This window comes from Cryobacterium sp. Hz9 (assembly GCF_004402825.1).
Lineage (GTDB): Bacteria > Actinomycetota > Actinomycetes > Actinomycetales > Microbacteriaceae > Cryobacterium > Cryobacterium gelidum.
Genome location: NZ_SOFC01000023.1, coordinates 500,866 through 520,302 on the forward strand (window position 1 = coordinate 500,866; position 19,437 = coordinate 520,302).

The 19,437-nt window shown below is 65.2% G+C and carries 18 protein-coding genes; 7 read left to right on the plus strand and 11 right to left on the minus strand.

Going from position 1 to position 19,437, the window contains the following annotated elements:
- Nucleotides 1-17 precede the first annotated feature (17 nt).
- From E3N85_RS14785 to E3N85_RS14800, 4 genes are all read left to right on the plus strand, one after another.
- On the plus strand, nt 18-1,220 hold the full coding sequence (locus E3N85_RS14785; RefSeq protein ID WP_134464410.1) for a homoserine O-acetyltransferase: 1,203 nt from the start codon (nt 18-20) through the stop codon (nt 1,218-1,220).
- A 71-nt stretch (nt 1,221-1,291) separates the two neighbouring features.
- Nucleotides 1,292-2,461 (plus strand): sensor histidine kinase, encoded by a 1,170-nt coding sequence (locus E3N85_RS14790; RefSeq protein ID WP_134464412.1) that lies wholly within the window; start codon nt 1,292-1,294, stop codon nt 2,459-2,461.
- Complete coding sequence (locus E3N85_RS14795) at nt 2,458-3,795, plus strand: hypothetical protein (protein ID WP_134464414.1); 1,338 nt, start codon at nt 2,458-2,460, stop codon at nt 3,793-3,795. The genes E3N85_RS14790 and E3N85_RS14795 overlap by 4 nt, the downstream gene beginning before the upstream one ends.
- Nucleotides 3,796-3,840: 45 nt before the next feature.
- Complete coding sequence (locus E3N85_RS14800) at nt 3,841-4,497, plus strand: response regulator transcription factor (RefSeq protein ID WP_134464416.1); 657 nt, start codon at nt 3,841-3,843, stop codon at nt 4,495-4,497.
- 59 nt (nt 4,498-4,556) lie between these two features.
- On the opposite strand, the gene E3N85_RS14805 is transcribed toward E3N85_RS14800, so the two are convergent.
- Nucleotides 4,557-5,834 carry an MFS transporter gene (locus tag E3N85_RS14805; RefSeq protein ID WP_134464418.1) on the minus strand — a complete coding sequence of 426 codons (1,278 nt, stop codon included), beginning with the start codon at nt 5,832-5,834 and terminating at the stop codon, nt 4,557-4,559.
- A gap of 219 nt (nt 5,835-6,053) precedes the next feature.
- Entirely contained in the window at nt 6,054-6,338 is a 285-nt protein-coding gene (locus E3N85_RS14810) for a helix-turn-helix domain-containing protein (protein ID WP_134464420.1), read from the minus strand.
- 139 nt (nt 6,339-6,477) lie between these two features.
- On the opposite strand from E3N85_RS14810, the gene E3N85_RS14815 reads away from it, so the two are divergent.
- Both E3N85_RS14815 and E3N85_RS14820 read left to right on the plus strand, forming a co-directional pair.
- Nucleotides 6,478-7,422, plus strand: a complete 945-nt coding sequence (locus E3N85_RS14815; RefSeq protein ID WP_134464422.1) for a sodium-dependent bicarbonate transport family permease — start codon at nt 6,478-6,480, stop codon at nt 7,420-7,422.
- A gap of 29 nt (nt 7,423-7,451) precedes the next feature.
- Complete coding sequence (locus E3N85_RS14820; protein ID WP_241978530.1) at nt 7,452-7,730, plus strand: transcriptional regulator; 279 nt, start codon at nt 7,452-7,454, stop codon at nt 7,728-7,730.
- A gap of 103 nt (nt 7,731-7,833) precedes the next feature.
- Here E3N85_RS14820 and E3N85_RS14825 read toward each other — a convergent pair whose 3' ends face one another.
- A complete protein-coding gene (locus E3N85_RS14825; RefSeq protein WP_241978531.1) occupies nt 7,834-8,334 on the minus strand; it encodes a universal stress protein in 501 nt (166 codons plus the stop codon).
- Between the two features lie 117 nt (nt 8,335-8,451).
- Between E3N85_RS14825 and E3N85_RS14830 the strand changes: the two genes are divergently transcribed.
- Nucleotides 8,452-9,456 (plus strand): TerC/Alx family metal homeostasis membrane protein, encoded by a 1,005-nt coding sequence (locus tag E3N85_RS14830; RefSeq protein WP_134464426.1) that lies wholly within the window; start codon nt 8,452-8,454, stop codon nt 9,454-9,456.
- A gap of 37 nt (nt 9,457-9,493) precedes the next feature.
- On the opposite strand, the gene E3N85_RS14835 is transcribed toward E3N85_RS14830, so the two are convergent.
- From E3N85_RS14835 to E3N85_RS14870, 8 genes are all read right to left on the minus strand, one after another.
- The gene (locus E3N85_RS14835) at nt 9,494-9,808 is read right to left on the minus strand and encodes a thiamine-binding protein (RefSeq protein ID WP_134464428.1); all 315 of its coding nucleotides are present in this window, start codon (nt 9,806-9,808) and stop codon (nt 9,494-9,496) included.
- A gap of 9 nt (nt 9,809-9,817) precedes the next feature.
- Nucleotides 9,818-12,652 carry a cation-transporting P-type ATPase gene (locus E3N85_RS14840; RefSeq protein ID WP_241978532.1) on the minus strand — a complete coding sequence of 945 codons (2,835 nt, stop codon included), beginning with the start codon at nt 12,650-12,652 and terminating at the stop codon, nt 9,818-9,820.
- Nucleotides 12,653-12,846: 194 nt separating this feature from the next.
- The gene (locus E3N85_RS14845) at nt 12,847-14,094 is read right to left on the minus strand and encodes a glycosyltransferase 87 family protein (RefSeq protein WP_134464430.1); all 1,248 of its coding nucleotides are present in this window, start codon (nt 14,092-14,094) and stop codon (nt 12,847-12,849) included.
- 46 nt (nt 14,095-14,140) lie between these two features.
- Entirely contained in the window at nt 14,141-15,016 is an 876-nt protein-coding gene (locus tag E3N85_RS14850) for an ADP/ATP-dependent (S)-NAD(P)H-hydrate dehydratase (RefSeq protein WP_134464432.1), read from the minus strand.
- Between the two features lie 21 nt (nt 15,017-15,037).
- Nucleotides 15,038-15,247 carry a hypothetical protein gene (locus tag E3N85_RS14855; RefSeq protein ID WP_134464434.1) on the minus strand — a complete coding sequence of 70 codons (210 nt, stop codon included), beginning with the start codon at nt 15,245-15,247 and terminating at the stop codon, nt 15,038-15,040.
- A 133-nt stretch (nt 15,248-15,380) separates the two neighbouring features.
- The gene (locus E3N85_RS14860; protein ID WP_134464436.1) at nt 15,381-16,463 is read right to left on the minus strand and encodes a hemolysin family protein; all 1,083 of its coding nucleotides are present in this window, start codon (nt 16,461-16,463) and stop codon (nt 15,381-15,383) included.
- Nucleotides 16,460-17,797, minus strand: coding sequence for a hemolysin family protein (locus tag E3N85_RS14865; RefSeq protein ID WP_134464604.1), 1,338 nt, complete (start codon nt 17,795-17,797; stop codon nt 16,460-16,462). The genes E3N85_RS14860 and E3N85_RS14865 overlap by 4 nt, the downstream gene beginning before the upstream one ends.
- A 142-nt stretch (nt 17,798-17,939) precedes the next feature.
- Nucleotides 17,940-19,379, minus strand: coding sequence for a GuaB1 family IMP dehydrogenase-related protein (locus E3N85_RS14870; RefSeq protein WP_134464438.1), 1,440 nt, complete (start codon nt 19,377-19,379; stop codon nt 17,940-17,942).
- Nucleotides 19,380-19,437: the final 58 nt, after the last annotated feature.

Sequence of the window (19,437 nt, forward strand, 5' to 3'; positions counted from 1 at the left end):
GACCAGAATAGACGTGTATGGAATGGCAATCTTCAGCAGACACGGTCCCGTCGAGCTTCATCACCGAAGCCCAGGCGCGCTCGGTACTCGGCAAGCCTCCGGCGACCGGTGCCTGGCGCGACGGTGACCCGGTTGGCCACCGACAGTTCGCCAACCTGGGCCCGATCACCTTCGAGGCCGGGGGCAGCTTGCCGATGGCCCGCCTCGCCTACGAGACCTGGGGCACCCTCAGCCCGGCCGGCGACAACGCCGTGCTCGTGCTGCATGCCCTCACCGGTGATAGCCACGTGGCCGGAACGCCCGGTCCCGGGCAGGAGACCGGAGGATGGTGGGACGGCATCGTCGGTCCCGGCCTTGCCATCGACACCGAGCGGTGGTTCGTGGTGGCGCCGAACATGCTCGGCGGTTGTCAGGGCAGCACCGGACCGGCCTCGCTGGCGCCCGACGGGCTGGAGTGGGGCATCCGCTTTCCCTATCTGACCATTCGCGACCAGGTGGGCGCCCAGCGGGTGTTCACCGACCAACTCGGCATTGACCGCTGGGCAGCCGTCATCGGCGGTTCCATGGGCGGCATGCACGCTCTCGAATGGGCTATCGACGACCCCGACCGGGTAGAACGCCTGATCATCCTGGCTGCACCGCCCCGCACCACCGCCGACCAGATCGCCCTCAACTCGGTGCAGATCGCGGCCATTCGCACCGACCCGGCTTATCGAGCCGGCGACTACTACGACGAAGCGGATGGCGACGGCCCCACGCGCGGGCTTGCCCTGGCCCGTCGCATGGCCCTGTTGAACTACCGAAGCCCGGCCGAGCTCAACGCCCGCTTCGACCGTGGCTGGCAAAGCGGCATCAGCCCGCTCGGCGCCAACGGCCGCTTCGCCGTGGAATCGTACCTCGACTTTCATGGCAACAAATTCACCCGCCGCTTCGATGCCAACAGCTACATCGTGCTGGTCGAAGCCATGAACTCCCACGATGTCGGTCGCGGTCGCGGCGGCATCGCGGCCGCCCTCGGCCGGGTCACGGCCCGCTCGATCGTCGTAGGAATCGACAGTGATCGATTGTTTCCGGTCGATGGCCAGCGCACCATCGCTGCGCACCTACCGAACAATGTCGATGGCTCCACCGCGGTGGTACTGGAATCCGGGTATGGTCACGATGGCTTCCTCATTGAGAACGAAGCAATCGGCGCCCAGATCCGGCGGGTGTTGCACTAAAGCGTACCCGCATGTGTCCCGCCCGGTATGGTGCTGATAGAACACGTTTATCACCAACCGGACAGGCATCCATGCAACGCATTCTCAAGGAGCGCGACCGTCTCCTGCGAAGAGCGGTGCAGGCGGCCGGGCTGAGCGGTACGGCTACGACACTGGCCTGCCTGCTGGTACCCGCCGGAATCAACATCGAAACCCGCATCGGTGCCGGCCTGCTCCTGCTCATTCTGGCCGCCGGTCAATTCCTGCTCGGCAATACCGGGGCCCTGCGCTGGGCCTTCGTGACCGTTCTCAGCGGCATCTCCATCATCCTGCTCGTCGGCTTCACCAGCCACCCCGGCCGACCCTTGAACCTGATCGAGGAGAGCGTGATTGGCATGGTCTCCAGCGCGCCGGTGTGCGTCGTCGCGGCCATGCTGCTCACCAGTGTGCGCCGGCTGCTGCTGCTGCTGTCGTTCTTCGCGCTCACCGTCACGAGCGTGGCCGTGGCGACGGTTGGCGCGCCCGACCGAACGGTGTTGCTGGCCCTGACCGCGGCCATGTGGCTGTCATTCACCCTCGCTTCCTGGTGGATCGCGCAGAGCGTGCCCCGGGTGATGCACCGCATCGCCGCCATCGGGCGGGCGCACCGTGCCGAGCGGCACGCGAGCGAGCTGGAAGCGCGGCGCCGCCAGGACGCCCGATTGCTGCACGATACGGTGCTGGCCACCCTGACCCTACTCGCCCACTCCGGCGTCGGGGTCAGCCCGATCGCCCTGCAAAAACAGGCGGGCGACGATGCCCGACTACTGCGCCAATTACGCCTCGGCGGCCTGCCGACCCCGCGGAGTTCCGGGGTCTACAGTTTGGAATCGGCGACCGTGCTCACCCTCGGCGACACCCTCGACGCTGTTCGCCAGCGGTTTGAACGCCTGGGCCTGACGGTCAACTGGCACGGCAGCGGCCAGGTGCAGCTGCACAGCAACGTGCTGGATTCCTTCCTATTGGCCCTGTCAGAATGCCTCGAAAACGTGCGCCGTCACTCCGGAGTCGATCACGCCGACGTGACCATCACGGATGACGACACGACCGTTCGCGCGATGGTCACCGATACCGGGGTCGGCTTCGATCTCGGCCAGGTGGGGTCTGAACGGCTCGGCGTCGCCGAATCGGTCATCGCCCGGTTGCGGGACGTCGGTGGCAACGCACGCCTGTTCTCCTCGATCGGTGCCGGAACGACGGTCGTCCTGGAGGTTCCCAAATGACCCCATTCAGCGATACCGCGCCCATTGCCACCCACCCGCGGGCGCGCGGTGTCGGTTCGCGCCTGCTCGGCGGTTCCGCGGAACGCAGCTGGCCGCCGGCAGCCGCTGACCGGAGAACACGAGCCGACCTTCTGCCGTTACGGTTTCCGCGCACGATTCTGCGTGGTCACGGCCGCGTCGCCGTGTTCCGGTCAGACCAGAACGGTTTGGGTGCGCGTCATCTGGGTATCGGCATGAGCATCAGCGGGGCGTTCATCGCGCTGTTTCTGCTCGCGCGGCTGATCATTCAGTGCGACCCGACGCGCATTCCGGTGCTGAGCGTTCTGGCCTGGGTGATTCTGCTCGCGACCGCGGTAACCGTGCACTGCGCGGTGCGTAAATTGGTTTCCCGCCTGCCGCTCTGGCTGTTTTTGGCAGCCCTCGGTGCGTGCGCGGTCGTGGTGGCGCTGGATCTGCCCGGCTCCTGGGGAGTGGCGGGCGCGGCGGCCTTTCCCACCGCAGCCCCGGCCGTCGGCGCTTTTCTGCTGTCGATCGTGACGTTGCGGGAGACCGGCGAAATCACCCTGGCTACCGTCGCTCTCGGTCTGACGATGAGCGCAGTGACCCTGTTCGAAGCACGCGAGGACCTACTCACCCTCGGCCCGGACATTCTCTCCACCGCCCTGGCGGTGGCGCCGCCCCTGGTCGGCGCGAGTGTCGTGCAGGCGTTTCGGCGAATGGTGCAGCGAGAACTCGACCTGGTGCTGGTGCAGAGCACCGTGTCGCAGCCGCGGTTCGCGGTCGGCATGCTCGCCTCCGAACAGTTGGCTCGGCTCGATTTCGATGCGGAAACTCTGCTCGACGATGTCGCCCAGGGCCGCACCGCACTGCCGCTGGTGCCTTCGACAGCGACGACGGCCGCCTCCCTGGCCACCCAACTGCGACTGCATCTGATCAAGGGCCGCACCGAAACCTGGCTGCACCATGCCATCACCGAGAGCGAATTTCTCGGTCCCGTCGTCACCCTCAACGATCCAGCCGGTCTGGCCGGTCTACTGTCGCCGCCGCAGCGCGATGGCTTGCTGCTGACGATTTGGCTTCTGATCGGGGATACCGCACGGTCAGGGGCATCCGTGTGTTTGCGCCTGGGCCCAATTTCCCCCCCACACGGGGTGGGTGTGCAGCGGAAGGTGCTTTTTCCCATCGAACTGACCACTACTGGGGTATCCAGGCGGCGTGTCGATCCGGAAACCTGGCAGGCAATCAGGGCCATTGGACCCCATGTGGATTCAAATCCCACCGGTAGTCTCAGGGTAGACATCGAGTGCAGCGTCGACAATCCTGCGGATGCCTAATATGGAGTAGTTTGACGATATGGTGCACACAGTAGGAGACATAATATGACGACGTCAGACCGCCCCATCCGCTTGGCCCTTGTTGACGACCACAGGATGCTCCTGGGGGCACTCACCGAGTGGATCCGAAGCGCTGCCGACGACATCGAGATGGTGGCGGCCGTGACCACGTGGCCCGAACTCCTGACCCATCCCGAATTTCCGGTCGACGTCGTGCTGCTCGACCTCGATCTCAAGGACAACATTCCCGTGTCCCTGAAGATTTCGACGCTCAAAACGACCGGCGTGAAGACCGTGCTCATGAGCACCTATTCCGAGCCGGCCCTCGTGCGCGAAGCACTCGCGGCGGGCGCGCTCGGTTACCTCGTGAAGAGCGAAGAGGCGAACATGATCGTCGACGCCATTCGCGCTGCCTACAACGGCCAGTCGTACATTTCCGCTGAACTGGACTACGCGCTCAACTCGACCGAGAACGCTGAAGGCCCGCGCCTCAGCGCCCAGGAACGCCGGGTCATGGCGCTGTACGGTGCCGGCGAGCCGGTGAAGGCCGTCGCCTATCAGCTCGGCATTTCCGAGGAGACCGCCAAGAGTTACCTCAAGCGCATTCGCGAGAAGTACCGTCTCGCCGGGTACGACGTGGGAACCAAGGTCGCGCTGCGCAAGCGCGCCATCCGCGACGGCATCCTGCTCCAGACAGACTAGGACAAAGCATTCGCGCACCTGGCCGGCCAGCATTTTCCCATGCTGGCCGGCCAGCTGCGTTAACGCGGGCGGACGACCGGGATGAGCTGGGTCCCGTAGGGCACGTGCTGGCCGTGCTGGCGGCGTCGACGGTCGATACTGAAGGTGAGCAGGGTCAGCAGCACACCGAGCGCGCTCAGGCCGACACCGATCCAGACCGGGGCGAGATAGCCGAGCCCCGCCGCGATGGCGACCCCACCGAGGGCCGCGCCCAGGGCGTTTCCGACGTTGAGCGCGGAATGGTTCAGCGCCGCGGCCAGCGACTGGCTTTCGTGGGCGACGTCCATCAGCCGGGCTTGAATGGTCGGTGACAGAGCGGATGCCGCCGCGCCGATCAGGAACACGCCGACCAGCAGCCCGGCCAGGTACTGCGCCGACAGGCTGAGAGTGACCAGGGCGATGATGAGCACCGCGAAGGCGATGTACATCGTGCGGCGAACGCTCCAGTCGGCCAATGCTCCCCCGGCAAAGTTCCCGGCCGTCATGCCGAGGCCGACGACCACCAGGATGAGCGGTACGGCGGCGGCGGCCAGCCCGGTGATCTCGATCACCAGCGGGGCAACATAGGTGTAAACGGCAAAGAGCCCACCGAAGCCGATCGCCCCGATCGAGAGGGTGATCCAGACCTGCAGCTGGCGGAACGCTCGCAACTCAGCGCGCATGGTGGCTTTGGGGTTGCCGGTCTGGAAGGGCACGAACACGGCCACGGCCACGAAGGTGAACGCGAAAATGGCGGCGACGACGAGGTAGGCCACGCGCCATCCGCTCATCTGGCCGATCCACGTGATCGTCGGCACTCCGATCACGTTGGAGATGGTCAGGCCGCTCAACACGATCGCGATGCCACGAGCCCGCTTACCCGGGCCCATCAGGTGTGCGGCGACGAGCGAGGCGATGCCGAAATAGGCGCCGTGCGGCAGCCCGGCGACGAACCGGGCGGCGAGCACGGTCTCGAAGGTGGGCAGCAAGGCCGACGCGATCGTGCCGAGGGTGAACGCGGTCAGCAACCCGAGCAGCAACTGTTTGCGCGGCCAGCGGGCGGCGGCTGCGGCGATGGTCGGCGCGCCGACGACCACGCCGAGGGCGTAGGCCGAGATGAGCCAGCCGGCCTGCGCGTTGGCGACATCCGGTGCGCTGGCGTAGAGGCCCGGCAGCAGGTCGGCGGCGAGGTTGGGCAGCAAGCCCATGGCGACGAATTCGGTCGCACCGATGCCGAACCCGCCCAGGGCGAGGGCAAGGAGGGCAAGACGAATTCGGGTCGACGACAGCTGCGTCGACCCGTCAGCTGTGAGGGGCATGCGTAAAGCCTAATCCCCATGGCGCTCTCGTGACCTGCTTGCACACCGCCCATCCTCTGCGCGACCAGCGTGTCGCGGGTAGGGCAGCGTCACTGGTCGAGTTGTCACAAAATTGTGGGTCAGCGTGGCTTCGGTCGGTGAATTCGCCAGTGCAGCGATACGGGCAGCGATACGGGCAGCAATGCGGGCAGCGGCGGATGGCAGCTTCGACCGCGGTGGCTACTCACGGTCTATGGATCCAAGCGCTCCGAGAAGCTCACCAATTTTGTGGTGTCGTTCCAGGGGATGCCGGAGAGGAAGCTCGGGGTAGAGCTGATAGCTGTTGCGCCGTCCGTCGCGTTGACGCGTGAGATAGCCATCTGCGACGAGTTCGGCGATGATGCGCTGGGCGGCGCGTTCGGTGATCCCCACCTCGACAGCGATATCGCGCAATCGCATCCCGGGGTCTTGAGAAACGCAGAGCAGAACGTGTGCGTGATTAGTGAGAAAGGTCCATGCGGCCATCGTCTCATCATAGACGACACACGCTCCGCAATACACGCTAGTGTTAGCACGTATTGGTCAGCGCGTATTGACGGGTTGGTCACCATGGAGTCGCGCCGCTTCTTCGAACTTCAAGCAGAGTAAATCAGAGAGCCACAATGTGATCGATCCCATCATTCTCTTCTTCCTGCTCGGAGCAGTGGCCGGCCTCCTGCGTTCAGAGTTGCGTCTTCCGGCGGCGATTTACGAGTTCGTCAGTATCGTGCTGTTGCTGGCCATTGGCCTCAAAGGCGGCGTGGAACTCTCCAGGCAGCCCTTCGCCGACCTGTTGCCGCAGATGCTGGCCGTGGTGGCCATGGGTTTTGGCCTCACCCTGCTCGCGTTCCCCGTGCTGCGCTATCTGGGCCGCTTCAAGCGAGCGGATGCGGCCTCTATCGCCGCCCATTACGGTTCCGTGAGCGTGGGCACCTACGCCGTGGCCGTCGCCTACCTCGGCAGCCAGCAGATCTCGTTCGAAGAACACATGCCGCTGCTTCTGGTGCTGCTGGAAGTGCCGGCAATTCTGGTAGGAATTGTGCTCGCGCGAGGCATCTCGCGCGAGACGCGGTGGAAGTCGATCGCCCATGAAGTGTTCCTGGGGAAAGGCATCGTGCTGCTCCTGGGCGGACTGCTCATCGGCTGGGTAGCTGGCCCGGACGGGTTGTCGTCCATCGAACCGCTGTTCGTGGATCTCTTCAAGGGAATTCTCGCTCTTTTTCTGCTGGAGATGGGCTTGATTATGGCGACACAGATGGGAAGCCTGCGCCGACACGGCCCATTTCTGGTGGTCTTTGCAATCGCAATGCCGCTTTTTTCGGCGCTGGTGGGAACGTGGCTGGGGTGGTCTCTGGGCCTCTCCATCGGAGGAACGACCATCCTGGCGACTCTGGCGGCCAGTGCGTCCTACATCGCGGTACCGGCGGCCATGCGCATCTCTGTACCCGAAGCCAACCCCACCCTGTCCCTGGCCGGTGCGCTCGGGATAACATTCCCGTTCAACGTCCTGATCGGGATCCCGCTCTACCACGCGCTCGCAGTGTGGGCTCATACGTTCGCGAAAGGTTGAACCCGATGCTCCGGCATACACGCAAGCTCTTGACCGTCATCACCGAAGCTGCTCTGGAGAGCACGCTCGTCCGGGATATCGATCGGCTTCACGCCCACGGGTACACCATCACCGACGCGCGTGGCAAGGGGAGCCGTGGTACTCGCAACGCCGGCTGGGAAGCGAGTGGGAACATCCGCATCGAGGTGGTGTGCGACACAGCGACGGCTGAAAATATCACCACCTACTTTCAGGAGCAGTACTACGACGACTACGCCATGATCCTGTTCGTGAGCGATATCGAGGTACTCCGGCCTGAAAAGTTCTGAGACCCACCCAGGGTCCTCCGGTGATCTGCCTGCGGCATCGGTGCCCGTCCGTAAGTCTGCACCGATGCAGGGTGGGCCACTGAAACTCCTGCATCGGTCAGGTTTATTCGTGTTCCAGCTTGAGCGCCCGCTGCCGCACGACCAGGACGGGGGATGTCGAGTGCCGCACGCACTGCTCACTCACGGAACCGAGCAGCATCCCCGCGAGGCCGCCTCGACCGCGGGATCCAACAACGAGAATACGCGCGTTCCGGGAGACGGCGATGAGGCTCTTTGCGGGGCTGGCATGAACCGCCCGGTAACTCACCAAGACGGCGGGATGGTTCTCGACGCTGGTCCGCGCGTCCTGCACCAGTTCATCGTGCACCGCTGAGAAGTACTCATCGAACGAAGAAACGTATCCGAACTGCCAGCTTGATGGCCGTGGAGCTGTCGCAATGGACCACGCGCGCACGACAACGACGGGGACGTGCAACTGGTCGGCGAGTTCAAGGGCCATGGCCAATGCGTGATCGGCACAGTCCGAGCCATCATGTCCGACCACGATGCTGTTGCTCGCAGCGGGCAGAAATTCAACGATGTCCATCGCGCCGTCAACGCTCATGGGTAGTCCTCCTTATCGGTAAAAGCACGCCTTCAGATTACTGAATTATGTTTCATACGTCTATCATTAGTGGACGAACCGCGGATGCACTCGCTCACGACGACAGGAAGGTCACCGATGCTCGAAGTTACTGCGCTCCGCTGGACGTTGACCATCGGACTCATTCTCGGGTTGCTCGCGCTGGACCTGGGCCTGGCCGCCGCTCGACCGCACGTGGTCAAGTTCCGCGAAGCTGCACTCTCTTCGGTCCTCTACATCGCTGTGGCGATCGTCTTCGGCTTGGTTTTCGCCGCCCAGGTGGGTTGGGCCTTCGGTTCGGAATACTTCGCCGGCTACATCGTCGAGAAGAGCCTGTCCATTGACAACCTCTTCGTTTTTGTGATCATCATGTCAACTTTCGCCGTTCCGGCACAGTATCAGCAGAAGGTTCTGATCTTCGGAATAGCACTGGCCCTGCTCCTGCGAGCGATCTTCATCGCTCTGGGGGCAGCACTTCTCTCGCTGTTCTCTTTCATGTTCCTGATCTTCGGCCTGGTGTTGGTCGTGACGGCCGTGCAGCTCTACCGGCACCGCAACGTCGACCCTGACGTGCACGACAACGTTCTGGTCCGTGTGGCCCGTCGCGGCCTGACCGTTACGACGGAATATGACGGCGGTCGACTCTTCACCCGCAGCGCCGGCCGCCGCGCAGTGACGCCACTTTTTATCGTGCTGCTGGCAATCGGCAGTACCGATCTCTTGTTCGCGCTCGACTCGATCCCGGCGATCTTCGGTATCACCGAGGAACCGTACATCGTCTTCACCGCCAACGCCTTCGCCCTGCTCGGGCTGCGTGCGCTTTTCTTTCTCGTCAAGGGACTCCTGGACCGGTTGGTGTACCTCTCCACCGGTCTGGCGCTCATCCTCGCTTTCATCGGCGTGAAACTCGTTCTGCACTGGGGACACGGCATCGACGACCGCGTGCCGGAGATCAGCACCAACCTGAGCCTTGTCGTCATCGCTGTCGTCTTGACGGTGACCACGATCGCCAGCCTGATCAAGGTTCATCTGGACCCGACCATACGCGCCCACGCCGGCTCACTGTCTGCCGAGGATCCGCCCGACTCCGAACGGACAAGCTAACCGCCGGTCGGGATGTGCAGCCCGTGTGGCATTTGGCTCAGTCGGATTCCCCGTGTTTCAGTGCCTTCTCCAAGCGCTCGAGCTTGCCGATCAGCTCTTCAGAGTGACCTGGGCGGATGTCGGCCTTCAGCACGAGGGAAACGCGCGGCCCGAAGGCTCCCACCGCCGCGGTCGCCGCCTTAATCACGGCAAAGACTTCGTCCCAGTCGCCCTCGATGGTGGTGAACATGGAATCGGTGTGGTTGGGCAGCCCGGAGTCGCGCACGATGCGCACGGCCGCGGCGACCGCGTCGTGCACCGACCCCTGCGAGTCGGCGGCGACGGACGGTGCAACGGAAAAGGCTACAAGCATTGTGACTCCTTAGATGTGATGGTCTGAGCTGGGATTGCGCGCACTGCGACTCGGGGCCTGGCCCCGCCGATGGCGGCCCCGCGACCGCACCAGGAACTTACCGATTTCCTCGACCCAGAGCACGGAAGACCCCACCAGGACGGCCAGGCCCCAGTGGGATGCAGTGAGTTCAGTGGTGTCGAAGAGCCCCTGCAGAACATGGAGCTGCACCACACAGATCTGCAGGATGATCACGGCCGCCAGGGCGCCCCAGATGCTCCGGTTCGTCAAGGTCTGGATCGAGAATACGGAGTGCGTGTCCGAACGCACGTTGAGCAGATTGAACACCTGGTAGAACACGAACGTGGTAAACGCCAGGGTGCTGGCGAATGCCGCATCATCGGCCCTGTCCGGGAACACGACCGGCGCGAGGGTCAGGACGGCGATGGTGCCAGCGGCCATGACGATCCCCAACCCGAGGATTCGGAGGAGCCGACCTCGGGTCAGCAGCCGTTCATTTGCCGGGCGAGGCTGTTCCAACATCGTGCCCGGCTCCGCCGCATCCACGCCGAGGGCGAGCGCGGGCGGGCCGTCCATGATGATGTTGACCCAGAGGATCTGCAGGGCGGTGAACGGCGCACCGCCGGCCAGCCCGGTGACGCCCGCAATCAAAAAGATGAGCACGAACCCCCACGCTGTGGTGAGCTGGAATCTCACGAACTTCAGGATGTTGGCATAGATGCCGCGGCCTTCTCTGACCGCGGCCACGATGGTGGCGAAGTTGTCGTCGGTGAGGATCATATTCGCGGCGCCTTTGGACACATCCGTCCCGGTGATGCCCATTGCGATGCCGATGTCGGCCTGCTTCAGGGCAGGGGCGTCGTTGACACCGTCCCCGGTCATCGCCACGATATTGCCCCCCTTCTGCAGAGCCTTGACCATTCGAATCTTGTGTGCCGGGGTGACCCGCGCCAACACGCCGTAGCCGGCAGCACGTCGGCCAAGCTCGCCGTCGTCCAGTTCGTCCAGGTCCAGACCGGACGCGGCGTCGCCGGGGATACCCAAATTCTTGGCGATGGCCGAAGCCGTGATCAGGTGATCGCCCGTGATCATGTGCACTTGGATGCCAGCTCTCCGCGCCACGGCGATGGCCTCGGCAGCCTCCGCACGGGCAGGATCGACAATTCCCACGATTGCGTAGATCGTCAATGCGGTGACCATGGCCTGCAACGATTTTTCGTCATCTGGGAGAACGGTGTCCAGCCGCCGCCCGGCGATCATGAGTGTGCGCAGGCCCTCTCCGGCTAGTTTCTGGATGGCATCGTGGATCCGTCGGCGATGTTCCTCGGTGATCGGCCGGATTCCTTGCGCGGTGAGTACCGAATCGGCCAGCTGCATCAGCGCGACCGGGGCACCCTTTGCCAGACACTGTTCGACGGTCAGCGGCGCGGACGGGTTCGAATTGGACGTTGTCGACGCCAGACGGTGGAAGGTGGCCATGTATTTATACTCAGAATCGAACGGGACCTCCGCCACGCGCGGGTGATCTTGCCGGGCCGCCTCAACGTCGAGACCGCCCTTTTCGGCCAACACGACCAACGCACCTTCCGTCGGATCTCCCACCAGCCTGCCGTCACGGATGACGGCATCGTTGCACAGCGCCATCGTCAATAACGCCTCGGTCAGGTCGGGCACCGGCAGGTCCTCCGGGGTCAGGATTTTCCCGTTTGTCGAATAGCCCTCGCCGGTGACCAGAAAATCGTGTCCATGAATGTGTAGGCGATGTGCCGTCATCTCGTTCATGGTCAGCGTGCCGGTCTTGTCCGTGGCGATATGAGTGACGCTGCCCAGGGTTTCCACCGCCGCGAGCTGCTTGAGAATGGCCCCACGGCCCGCTAGCCGCGCGGCTCCCATCGCCAGAGTGAATGCGACGACCGCCGTGAGTCCCTCTGGAATTGTCGCCACGGCCAGCGACACCGCGGTGATCAGCAGGTCGGACCACGACTGCCCACGCATGAGACCCAGCACGAAGACAACGGCCACCACGAGCAGGGCCACCAGGGTCAGCATCTGCGCCAACTGGTCAATCCTCTTTTGGAGGGGGGTACCTTCGCCCTTCACCTCGCTGATCAAAGCCGCAATTGCACCGACCTCCGTGCGCATACCGGTAGCGGTGACGATCATGGTGGCCCGACCACGGGTGACCTCGGTGTTCATGAAGACCATATTGTCGCGGTCGCCGGGCGGCAGGCTCGCAACCGTGAGTGCATGCGTCGTCTTTCCGACGGGTTCGGATTCTCCGGTCAGTGTGGCCTCGGCTACCTGCAACCGCGATTCTTCAACGATGCGGCCGTCGGCCGGAATGGAGTCCCCGGCATCCAGCAGAACAATATCTCCGGGCACCAGCGCGGACCGAGGAACCTCCAGCTCGATGCCGTTACGGCGAACCACCGCCGTTCCCGCAGACATGGTTCGCAACGCCTGGAGGCTGTTTTCGGCCCGTCGTTCCTGCAGATAATTCAACGCCGTGTTCAGGATGATCACCGCCAGGATAACGACGGGCGTCTCCCATTCCCGTGAGACGACGGCGCTCACCACCGCGGCGATCACCAGCACGAGCGTCATTTTCTCCGCCAACAGACGGATGATCTTGCGCCAGGCCGGTATTCTTCTGGGCTCGGCCAGGAGATTGGGTCCGTACTCTCCCTGTCGCGCCTCAACCGAGCCGTCGTGCAGACCGGCACCGGGATCAACGTCCAACATCGTGGCGACGACCGTGGCAGAGAGGGTGTGCCACGCCACGGGCTTCACTGCGGGCTCAGCACCGACACCGACGGACGGCGACGGGCGGGATCGAGAACTCACAAGAATGCTCCTGAATACCGGTGGAGGTCGATAGCAGTACCGCGGGTGGGCCATTGAGATCAGCAGCCCCGCAAGCCACACCACGACCGTGGAATCCAACACCGAGTATACGAGCGTCTCGTCAGAGGTCCCTGAGGCTCTCCGCCTGATCGACGCCTGTTCCGGCTTCGAGGGGTGCACCTGGAGTGGGGTGGTCAGGTAGCCCGGATTTGCGCGGGACTCGGCCGATAGAGCGCCCGGAGCGCCCAGCCGAGCAGCACGAATTCGAGCAGGTTGCGCAGGCTCAGCACGAGGACTAAGAGCGGGTTCGCCACGAGCACCCAGTCGTACAAGTATGGGTAGACAAGCTGGGTGAGTACGGCGAGCACAAGAGTGATGCGTGCTGGCGTACGCCACGCGCGGCCGTTGAGGACCAGCCCCAGAATGATCGGTGCGGCCAGCCAGCTGATGAACTGCGGCGATCCGACCTTGTTGAACGCGATCAGGGACACCGTCAACGCGAGCGTCAACGGCGGCAGCACAGCCAGCCAGCCCACTCCCCGGCGCTGGGCTCGCAGGCCGAGCAGTAATACGGCGATGGCGGCCAGCGCGAGCAGTGGCGTCATCAGAGCACTCATTGCAGTGGCACCCGCACCGGCGACCTGGAACGTGAGAATCTGATGATCGTAATAGATGAGACTGCCCGGCACGCCGAGCGCGGCCTGCCACAGCCAGGGCACGGCGACGGGCGACTCGATCTGGATCCCCCGCCCGGCCTGCTCTGCCACAAAGCTCAGCACGTGAATTCCGCTGCCTTGGCTCAGGCTGAGCATCGCGGCCGCAGCGACGACCGCCGCGGTGACTGCCGAAGCGACTCCGAGCATCCGCCAGCGCAGTCTCGACGCCACGAACAGGGCGGCGAGCGCGGCCACCGGCCAGATCTTGATCCAGGTCGCGATCGTGAGCAGCACCGTGCCCCAGAGCGGGCGCCGGCGCAGCCAGAGCAGGGCGACAATGCAGAGCGGCACTGTCACGGAGTCGATGCGCACGAGCGCGATCGGGCCGAGCATGGCCAGAAAGACCAACCACCACCCGGCTGCGAGCCACTGCGAAGGCCGGCGCAGGAGCACGAAGAACGCCCCCGCGTTCAACCCCGTCACCAGCACAAACCAGGTTCCGAGGTAGGCCGGGCCGCCGAGGACGAGCGCGCTGACAATCGGCACGAGGGCGAGCACCGGGTACACGAAATCCTCGGTGATCCCCGCGATGCTGCCAGCCGTCGCGTTCTCGGCCCAGCGGCGGTACACGACTTCGACGTCGCCGAGCGGATACCCCGGCCCGTACTGGGCTAAAACGATCAGCAGCAGGTGCACGAGCACAAAGGCCGACCACAGTGCGGCGAGCGGATGCCGCAGCGCCAGCCGCGTTCCGGGCGCACTGCGGGTCTTATCGTGAATTCGCACGCTTTACCTTGGCACAGCCAACCGCCTTGCCGGGTCCGATCCCGCTCTAGCGCGTCACGTGAGGCCCTGCATCGACACCGTGGTCGAGCAACGCGGCGACGGCCTGCGGCACGGCGTCGGCCACGTCGAGGGCCGCGATCGGACCGCCGGCGGAAGCGAGATTCGCAGCGTGGGCGTGCAGGAGCGCGGCGGTCGCGGCGAGCGGGGCAAGGGAGGAGGCGTCCGCTTCGATCTGGTCGACGTGGGTGGCGAGGAGCGCCCCCAGAATTCCGCCGAGTACGTCGCCCGACCCGGCGGTGGCCAGCCAGGCCGGCCCGGTCGACACGGTCAGTCGGGCGCCCGACGGCGATGCCACGTGGGTGACGGCGCCCTTGAGCAGCACCGTCACATCAAACAGGCGGGCGGCGCGAATGGCCCACTCGCCCGGATTGGCCGCGATCTGCGAGGCGGAGCCCGGCTCGGCCTCATCCTCGAGCATTGCGGCCAGTTCGCCGGCGTGCGGGGTGATCACGGTCGGCCCGATCGCACGCGACACCAGGTCGAGGGCGCCCGCGTCGACGACCGTGGGCAGGCCATCGGTGAGGGCTGCCGCCAGGGCGGTGGTGACGGCATCCGTTCTCGTTGTCGCGTTGATGCCGGAGCCGAGCAGCCAGGCCTGCACTCGGCCGGGCACGGTGACTATTTCGGGCCGGCGCTGCAGCACGAGGTTGGCCGCGCGGCGCGGACCGAGGTACCGCACCATGCCGACGCCGGTGCGCACGGCCGCGTCAACGCCGAGCACCGCAGCCCCCGGGTAGTCCTTGGAACCGGTGCGCACTCCGAGGACGCCGCGCGAATACTTGTCGTCGCCGGCCTGGGGCCGGTAGATCCAGTCGCGGGCCTGTTCAGCCTCCCATTCAAGCCAACCGCCGGGATTCACCATGCCTCCACGATAGGTCGTTTCTCAGATTTGCGCAGACGGATGCCGCCACCCGCCCCGCCGGGTCGGCAGCCACCCTGACGGGCAGCAGTTGGCGGACTGCAACCCGTCCCGCTCGCGCCGCGGCAGGTCCTCCACCGGGTTGGTCTGCGACAGGCAGAGGATCTTGCCGTCGGTGTCGAAACCGATCGCGGTGTTCGCCGCGGTGTCGGCATTGTCGGTTTCCTGGATCATGACGGCGGCACCATTCGAAGTGCGGCAGAGCACCCCTTCCACGCGTTCCTCCCCGGGTCCCATCCCGAGCACGTCCCGCTGGAAACGCCGGGCACGCGCCAGATCACGCGCGAGCTGCGCGCGGTTGCACCGGCTACTCGCGGCGGGTGGCGTCTTGCACTTCGCCGACGAGTTCCTCGATGATGTCCTCGAGAAAGAGCACCCCGGTGGTCTCGCCCTCGGCCGTGAACGAGCGCGCGAGGTGCGCGCCCGAACGACGCATGGTGGCGAGGGCGTCTTCGAGGTCGGTGTCTTCGAAAATAGAGATCAGGGCCCGGATGCGCTTGGCCGGGATCTGCCCCGCGTAGCTGTCGGGTGCGGCCAGCGTCGCAGCAGAGGCCGAAGCCGAAGCAGACCCAGCATCGAGGTCGAGCACGTCCTTCAGGTGCACATAGCCGGTGAGGTAACCCTCAGCGTCGGCGAGCACATAGCGCGAGAAGCCATGGCGTGTCACGGCCCGCTCCACGTCGGCCGCCGTGGCCGACTCCGGCAGGCTGACCAGTTTGCCGAGGCCGACGGCCACGTCACGCACCTTGAGGTTGGTGAACTCGAACGCCGCGGTGAGGGCGCCGGTACCGTCGCTCAGCACACCCTCCCGGGTGGACTGAGTGACGATGGTGGCGACCTCGTCGAGGGTATACGCGCTCGTCGCCTCGCTTTTGGGCTGCACTCCGAACAAACGCAACACACCGTTAGCGCAGGCGTTGAGGGTCACGATCAGCGGTTTGAAAACCCGGGCGACAAACACGAGCGGCGGCGCGAGCAGCAGCACGGCCCGGTCCGGCACCGAGAACGACAGGTTCTTCGGAACCATCTCGCCGAATACGACGTGGAGGTAGGAGACCAGCAGCAGCGCGACGATGAAGGCGATGGTGGCGATGGTGGCGTCGGTCAGACCGGTCAGGGCCAGCGGCACCTCCAGCAGGTGGTGGATCGCCGGCTCGGAGACGTTCAGAATGAGCAGCGAGCACACCGTGATGCCCAGCTGGGAGGTCGCGAGCATGAGCGTGGCATGTTCCATCGCCCACAGCGCGGTCTTGGCGCTGCGTTTTCCGGCCTCGGCGAGCGGTTCGATCTGCGAGCGGCGGGCCGAGATGACGGCGAACTCCGCTCCGACGAAAAAAGCGTTGGCGGCCAGGAGCACGACCAACCAGGCGATTCCGGCCCAGTCGCTCATTTGTCGCTCACCTTTTTTCGATCGGTTTTCGTTTCAACTGCCAGTGCGGGTTGCGGCACGGCCGCGGGGGTGAAGCGCAGACGGTCGATGCGGCGCCCCTCGAGGCGTTCCACGGTGAGGGAACCGCCTCGAACCGGCACTCGATCGCCGATCACCGGCAGCCGGCCCAGCTCGCTCATGACAAAACCGGCCACGGTCTCGTACGGGCCCTGCTCCGGCACGACAACGCTCGTGCGTTCGAGTAGTTCGTCGGGGCGGAGCATACCGGGAAAGGTCAGCGAGTCGGGTGAGCGCACGACGCCGGCCCGCGCCCGGTCGTGCTCGTCGGCGACCTCGCCGACCAGTTCCTCGACCAGGTCTTCCAGCGTGACGACGCCGCCCGTGCCGCCGTACTCGTCGACGACGATCGCCATCTGATAGCCGCGGCCGCGCAGTTCACCGAGCAGGTCGTCGAGCTTCATGGTCTCGGGCACACGGACCGGGTCGGTCTGCAGGGCTGACACCGGCACATCCGCTCGGCGTGCGCGGGGTACGGCTACCGCCTGCTTGACGTGCACGATGCCCACGACGTCGTCGACGCTTTCGTCGACGACAGGAAAACGCGAGTAGCCGGTGGAGCGGGTGAGGTCAATGACGGCCTGCGCCGAATCGGTGCGGTGGATGCTCGCGACGCGTGGACGCGGCGTCATCACATCCGAGGCCGTGTGTCCGGAGAACAACAGCGTGCGGTGCAGCAACGTGGCGGTGTCTTTTTCGAGCAGTCCGGCGCTGGCCGAACGGCGCACGAGCGACGAGAGTTCCTCGGCTGTGCGGGCGCCCGACAGTTCTTCCTTCGGTTCGATGCCGACCAGGCGCAGTAGACCGTTGGCGCTGTTATTGAGCATCAGCACGGCCGGTTTGAACACGGTCGTGAACACGGTCTGGAACGGAATCACCAGGCGTGCAGTCTGAATGGGCAGGGCGAGCGCGAAATTCTTCGGAACCAGCTCACCGATGACCATCGACACGAGGGTCGCCGCGACGATGGCGATCGTGGTGCCGAACACCGGGACCAGGTCGACGGGCAGTCCGGCCGCCGTGAGCGGGCCATACAGCAGCGACGACAGTGCCGGTTCGATCGTGTACCCGGTGAGCAGGGTGGTCAAGGTGATACCTAGCTGCGCGCTCGACAAGTGCGTCGAGGTGATTTTCAGCGCCGCAATGGTGAGGCCGAGGCGGGTCGCCCCGCGCTCCTGCCGCGCTTCGAGGTCGGCGCGGTCGAGATTCACCAGGGCGAACTCACTGGCGACGAAAAGGCCCGTGCCGACGGTCAGGATGAGGCCAAGCCCAAGCATGATTAGCTCAGACAAGGAGTTCACCGCCGGCGACTACGGGCGAGGGTTTATGGGGAGAGGGTTCAGCGGTGGGAGGGTCATCCATTATCTCACCGAGTATACCGGGCGCCCCGTCTGCGCGCCCGGCCCTCGAACCGCCCGACTACCAGGAGACCGGCAGTGCCTTGCCCTCTTCATAGCCAGCGGCCGACTGTATGCCGACGAGAGCCTTTGCGTGAAAGTCGGCGACGGTGGTGGCTCCGGCGTAGGTGAACGAGGAGCGCACGCCCGAGGTGATCATGTCGAGCAGGTCCTCGATCGACGGCCGCAGCGGGTCGAGGTAGATCTTCGAACTCGAGATTCCCTCGGCGAAGAGGGTCTTGCGGGCGAGGTCGTACGCATCGAGGCGCTCGAAACGCGCCTGAACGGCTTTGGTCGACGCCATTCCCCAGCTTTCCTTGTAGACCCCGCCGCGGGCATCCACATTCAGCGTGCCGGGAGCTTCGGTGGTTCCGGCGAACCAGGAACCGATCATGACGGATGCCGCACCAGCGGCGAGCGCGAGGGCCACGTCCCGCGGGTAGCGCACCCCGCCGTCTGCCCAGACGTGCGCGCCGAGTTCACGTGCGGCGGTCGCCGTTTCGAGCACGGCCGAGAATTGCGGCCGACCCACTGCGGTCATCATGCGGGTGGTGCACATGGCGCCCGGACCGACTCCGACCTTGACGATCGTCGCGCCGGCACCGACCAGGTCGCGCACGGCGTCCTTGGTCACCACGTTGCCTGCCACGATCGGCAGTCCGAGGTTCAGGCCGGCGATAATGCCGAGCGCGCGCAGCATGCCCTCCTGATGGCCGTGCGCGGTATCGATCACGAGAATGTCGACACCGGCCGCGGCAAGCGCGCGAGCCTTCGCGGCGACGTCGCCATTGATGCCGATCGCCGCCGCGACCTTGAGCCGTCCGTGCGCGTCGAGCGTGGGCTGGTAGAGGGTGGAGCGCAAAGCGCTCTTGCGACTGAGCGTTCCGACGACGACGCCGTGGTGCAGCACCGGGGCGAAGTCGATGTCGGCGTCGATCATCAGGTCGAACGCACGGCGCGGCCCCTCGACGTCATCGGCGTCGAGCGCGGTCAGTTCACCGTGCAGCAGATCACCGAGGCGAGCATCGGGCAGGGCGGTCGCCAGACGACTGGCGACGATGCAGCCGAGGTAGCCACCATCAGCGGAATGGATGACAATTCCCTGCCCGGGAACGGCCGGAACTTGCCGCAGTGCCGTCTCGACGGTGGCGTCGGGGGCAAACACGAACGGCGTATCGAAACGAACCGACTGGTCTTTCACCCAGCGGATGGCCGCATCGAGGTCTTGCAAGTGCATGTCCTGCGGCAGCACCCCGAGTCCGCCGCGTCGGGCCAGCGAGGCCGCCAGGCGCGGCCCGGTGACCGAGTTCATATTCGCCGACACGATCGGTATTGTGGCGCCGGTCCCGTCGTTCGGAGCCAGCGAGACATCCAGGCGGCTGGTGACGGCCGACTGTCCGGGCACCAGGAACACGTCGGAGTAGGTCAAATCGTGGCTGGGCGTGGTTCCATAGAACTGCATACCAAGAACGCTAGCCGTTCAGAAGGGTGTCCATGGTCGCGTCTGATGGGATTAGGCT

Coding starts and splice junctions, on each gene's coding strand:
- E3N85_RS14860 (WP_134464436.1), bottom strand. CDS start 16,463: ATGAGCGACTGGGCCGGAATCGCCTGGTTGGTCGTGCTCCTGGCCGCC.
- E3N85_RS14810 (WP_134464420.1), bottom strand. CDS start 6,338: ATGGCCGCATGGACCTTTCTCACTAATCACGCACACGTTCTGCTCTGC.
- E3N85_RS14835 (WP_134464428.1), bottom strand. CDS start 9,808: ATGCTTGTAGCCTTTTCCGTTGCACCGTCCGTCGCCGCCGACTCGCAG.
- E3N85_RS14790 (WP_134464412.1), top strand. CDS start 1,292: ATGCAACGCATTCTCAAGGAGCGCGACCGTCTCCTGCGAAGAGCGGTG.
- E3N85_RS14855 (WP_134464434.1), bottom strand. CDS start 15,247: ATGATCCAGGAAACCGACAATGCCGACACCGCGGCGAACACCGCGATC.
- E3N85_RS14825 (WP_241978531.1), bottom strand. CDS start 8,334: ATGAGCGTTGACGGCGCGATGGACATCGTTGAATTTCTGCCCGCTGCG.
- E3N85_RS14850 (WP_134464432.1), bottom strand. CDS start 15,016: ATGGTGAATCCCGGCGGTTGGCTTGAATGGGAGGCTGAACAGGCCCGC.
- E3N85_RS14865 (WP_134464604.1), bottom strand. CDS start 17,797: ATGCTTGGGCTTGGCCTCATCCTGACCGTCGGCACGGGCCTTTTCGTC.
- E3N85_RS14870 (WP_134464438.1), bottom strand. CDS start 19,379: ATGCAGTTCTATGGAACCACGCCCAGCCACGATTTGACCTACTCCGAC.
- E3N85_RS14795 (WP_134464414.1), top strand. CDS start 2,458: ATGACCCCATTCAGCGATACCGCGCCCATTGCCACCCACCCGCGGGCG.
- E3N85_RS14830 (WP_134464426.1), top strand. CDS start 8,452: ATGCTCGAAGTTACTGCGCTCCGCTGGACGTTGACCATCGGACTCATT.
- E3N85_RS14805 (WP_134464418.1), bottom strand. CDS start 5,834: ATGCCCCTCACAGCTGACGGGTCGACGCAGCTGTCGTCGACCCGAATT.
- E3N85_RS14785 (WP_134464410.1), top strand. CDS start 18: ATGGAATGGCAATCTTCAGCAGACACGGTCCCGTCGAGCTTCATCACC.
- E3N85_RS14800 (WP_134464416.1), top strand. CDS start 3,841: ATGACGACGTCAGACCGCCCCATCCGCTTGGCCCTTGTTGACGACCAC.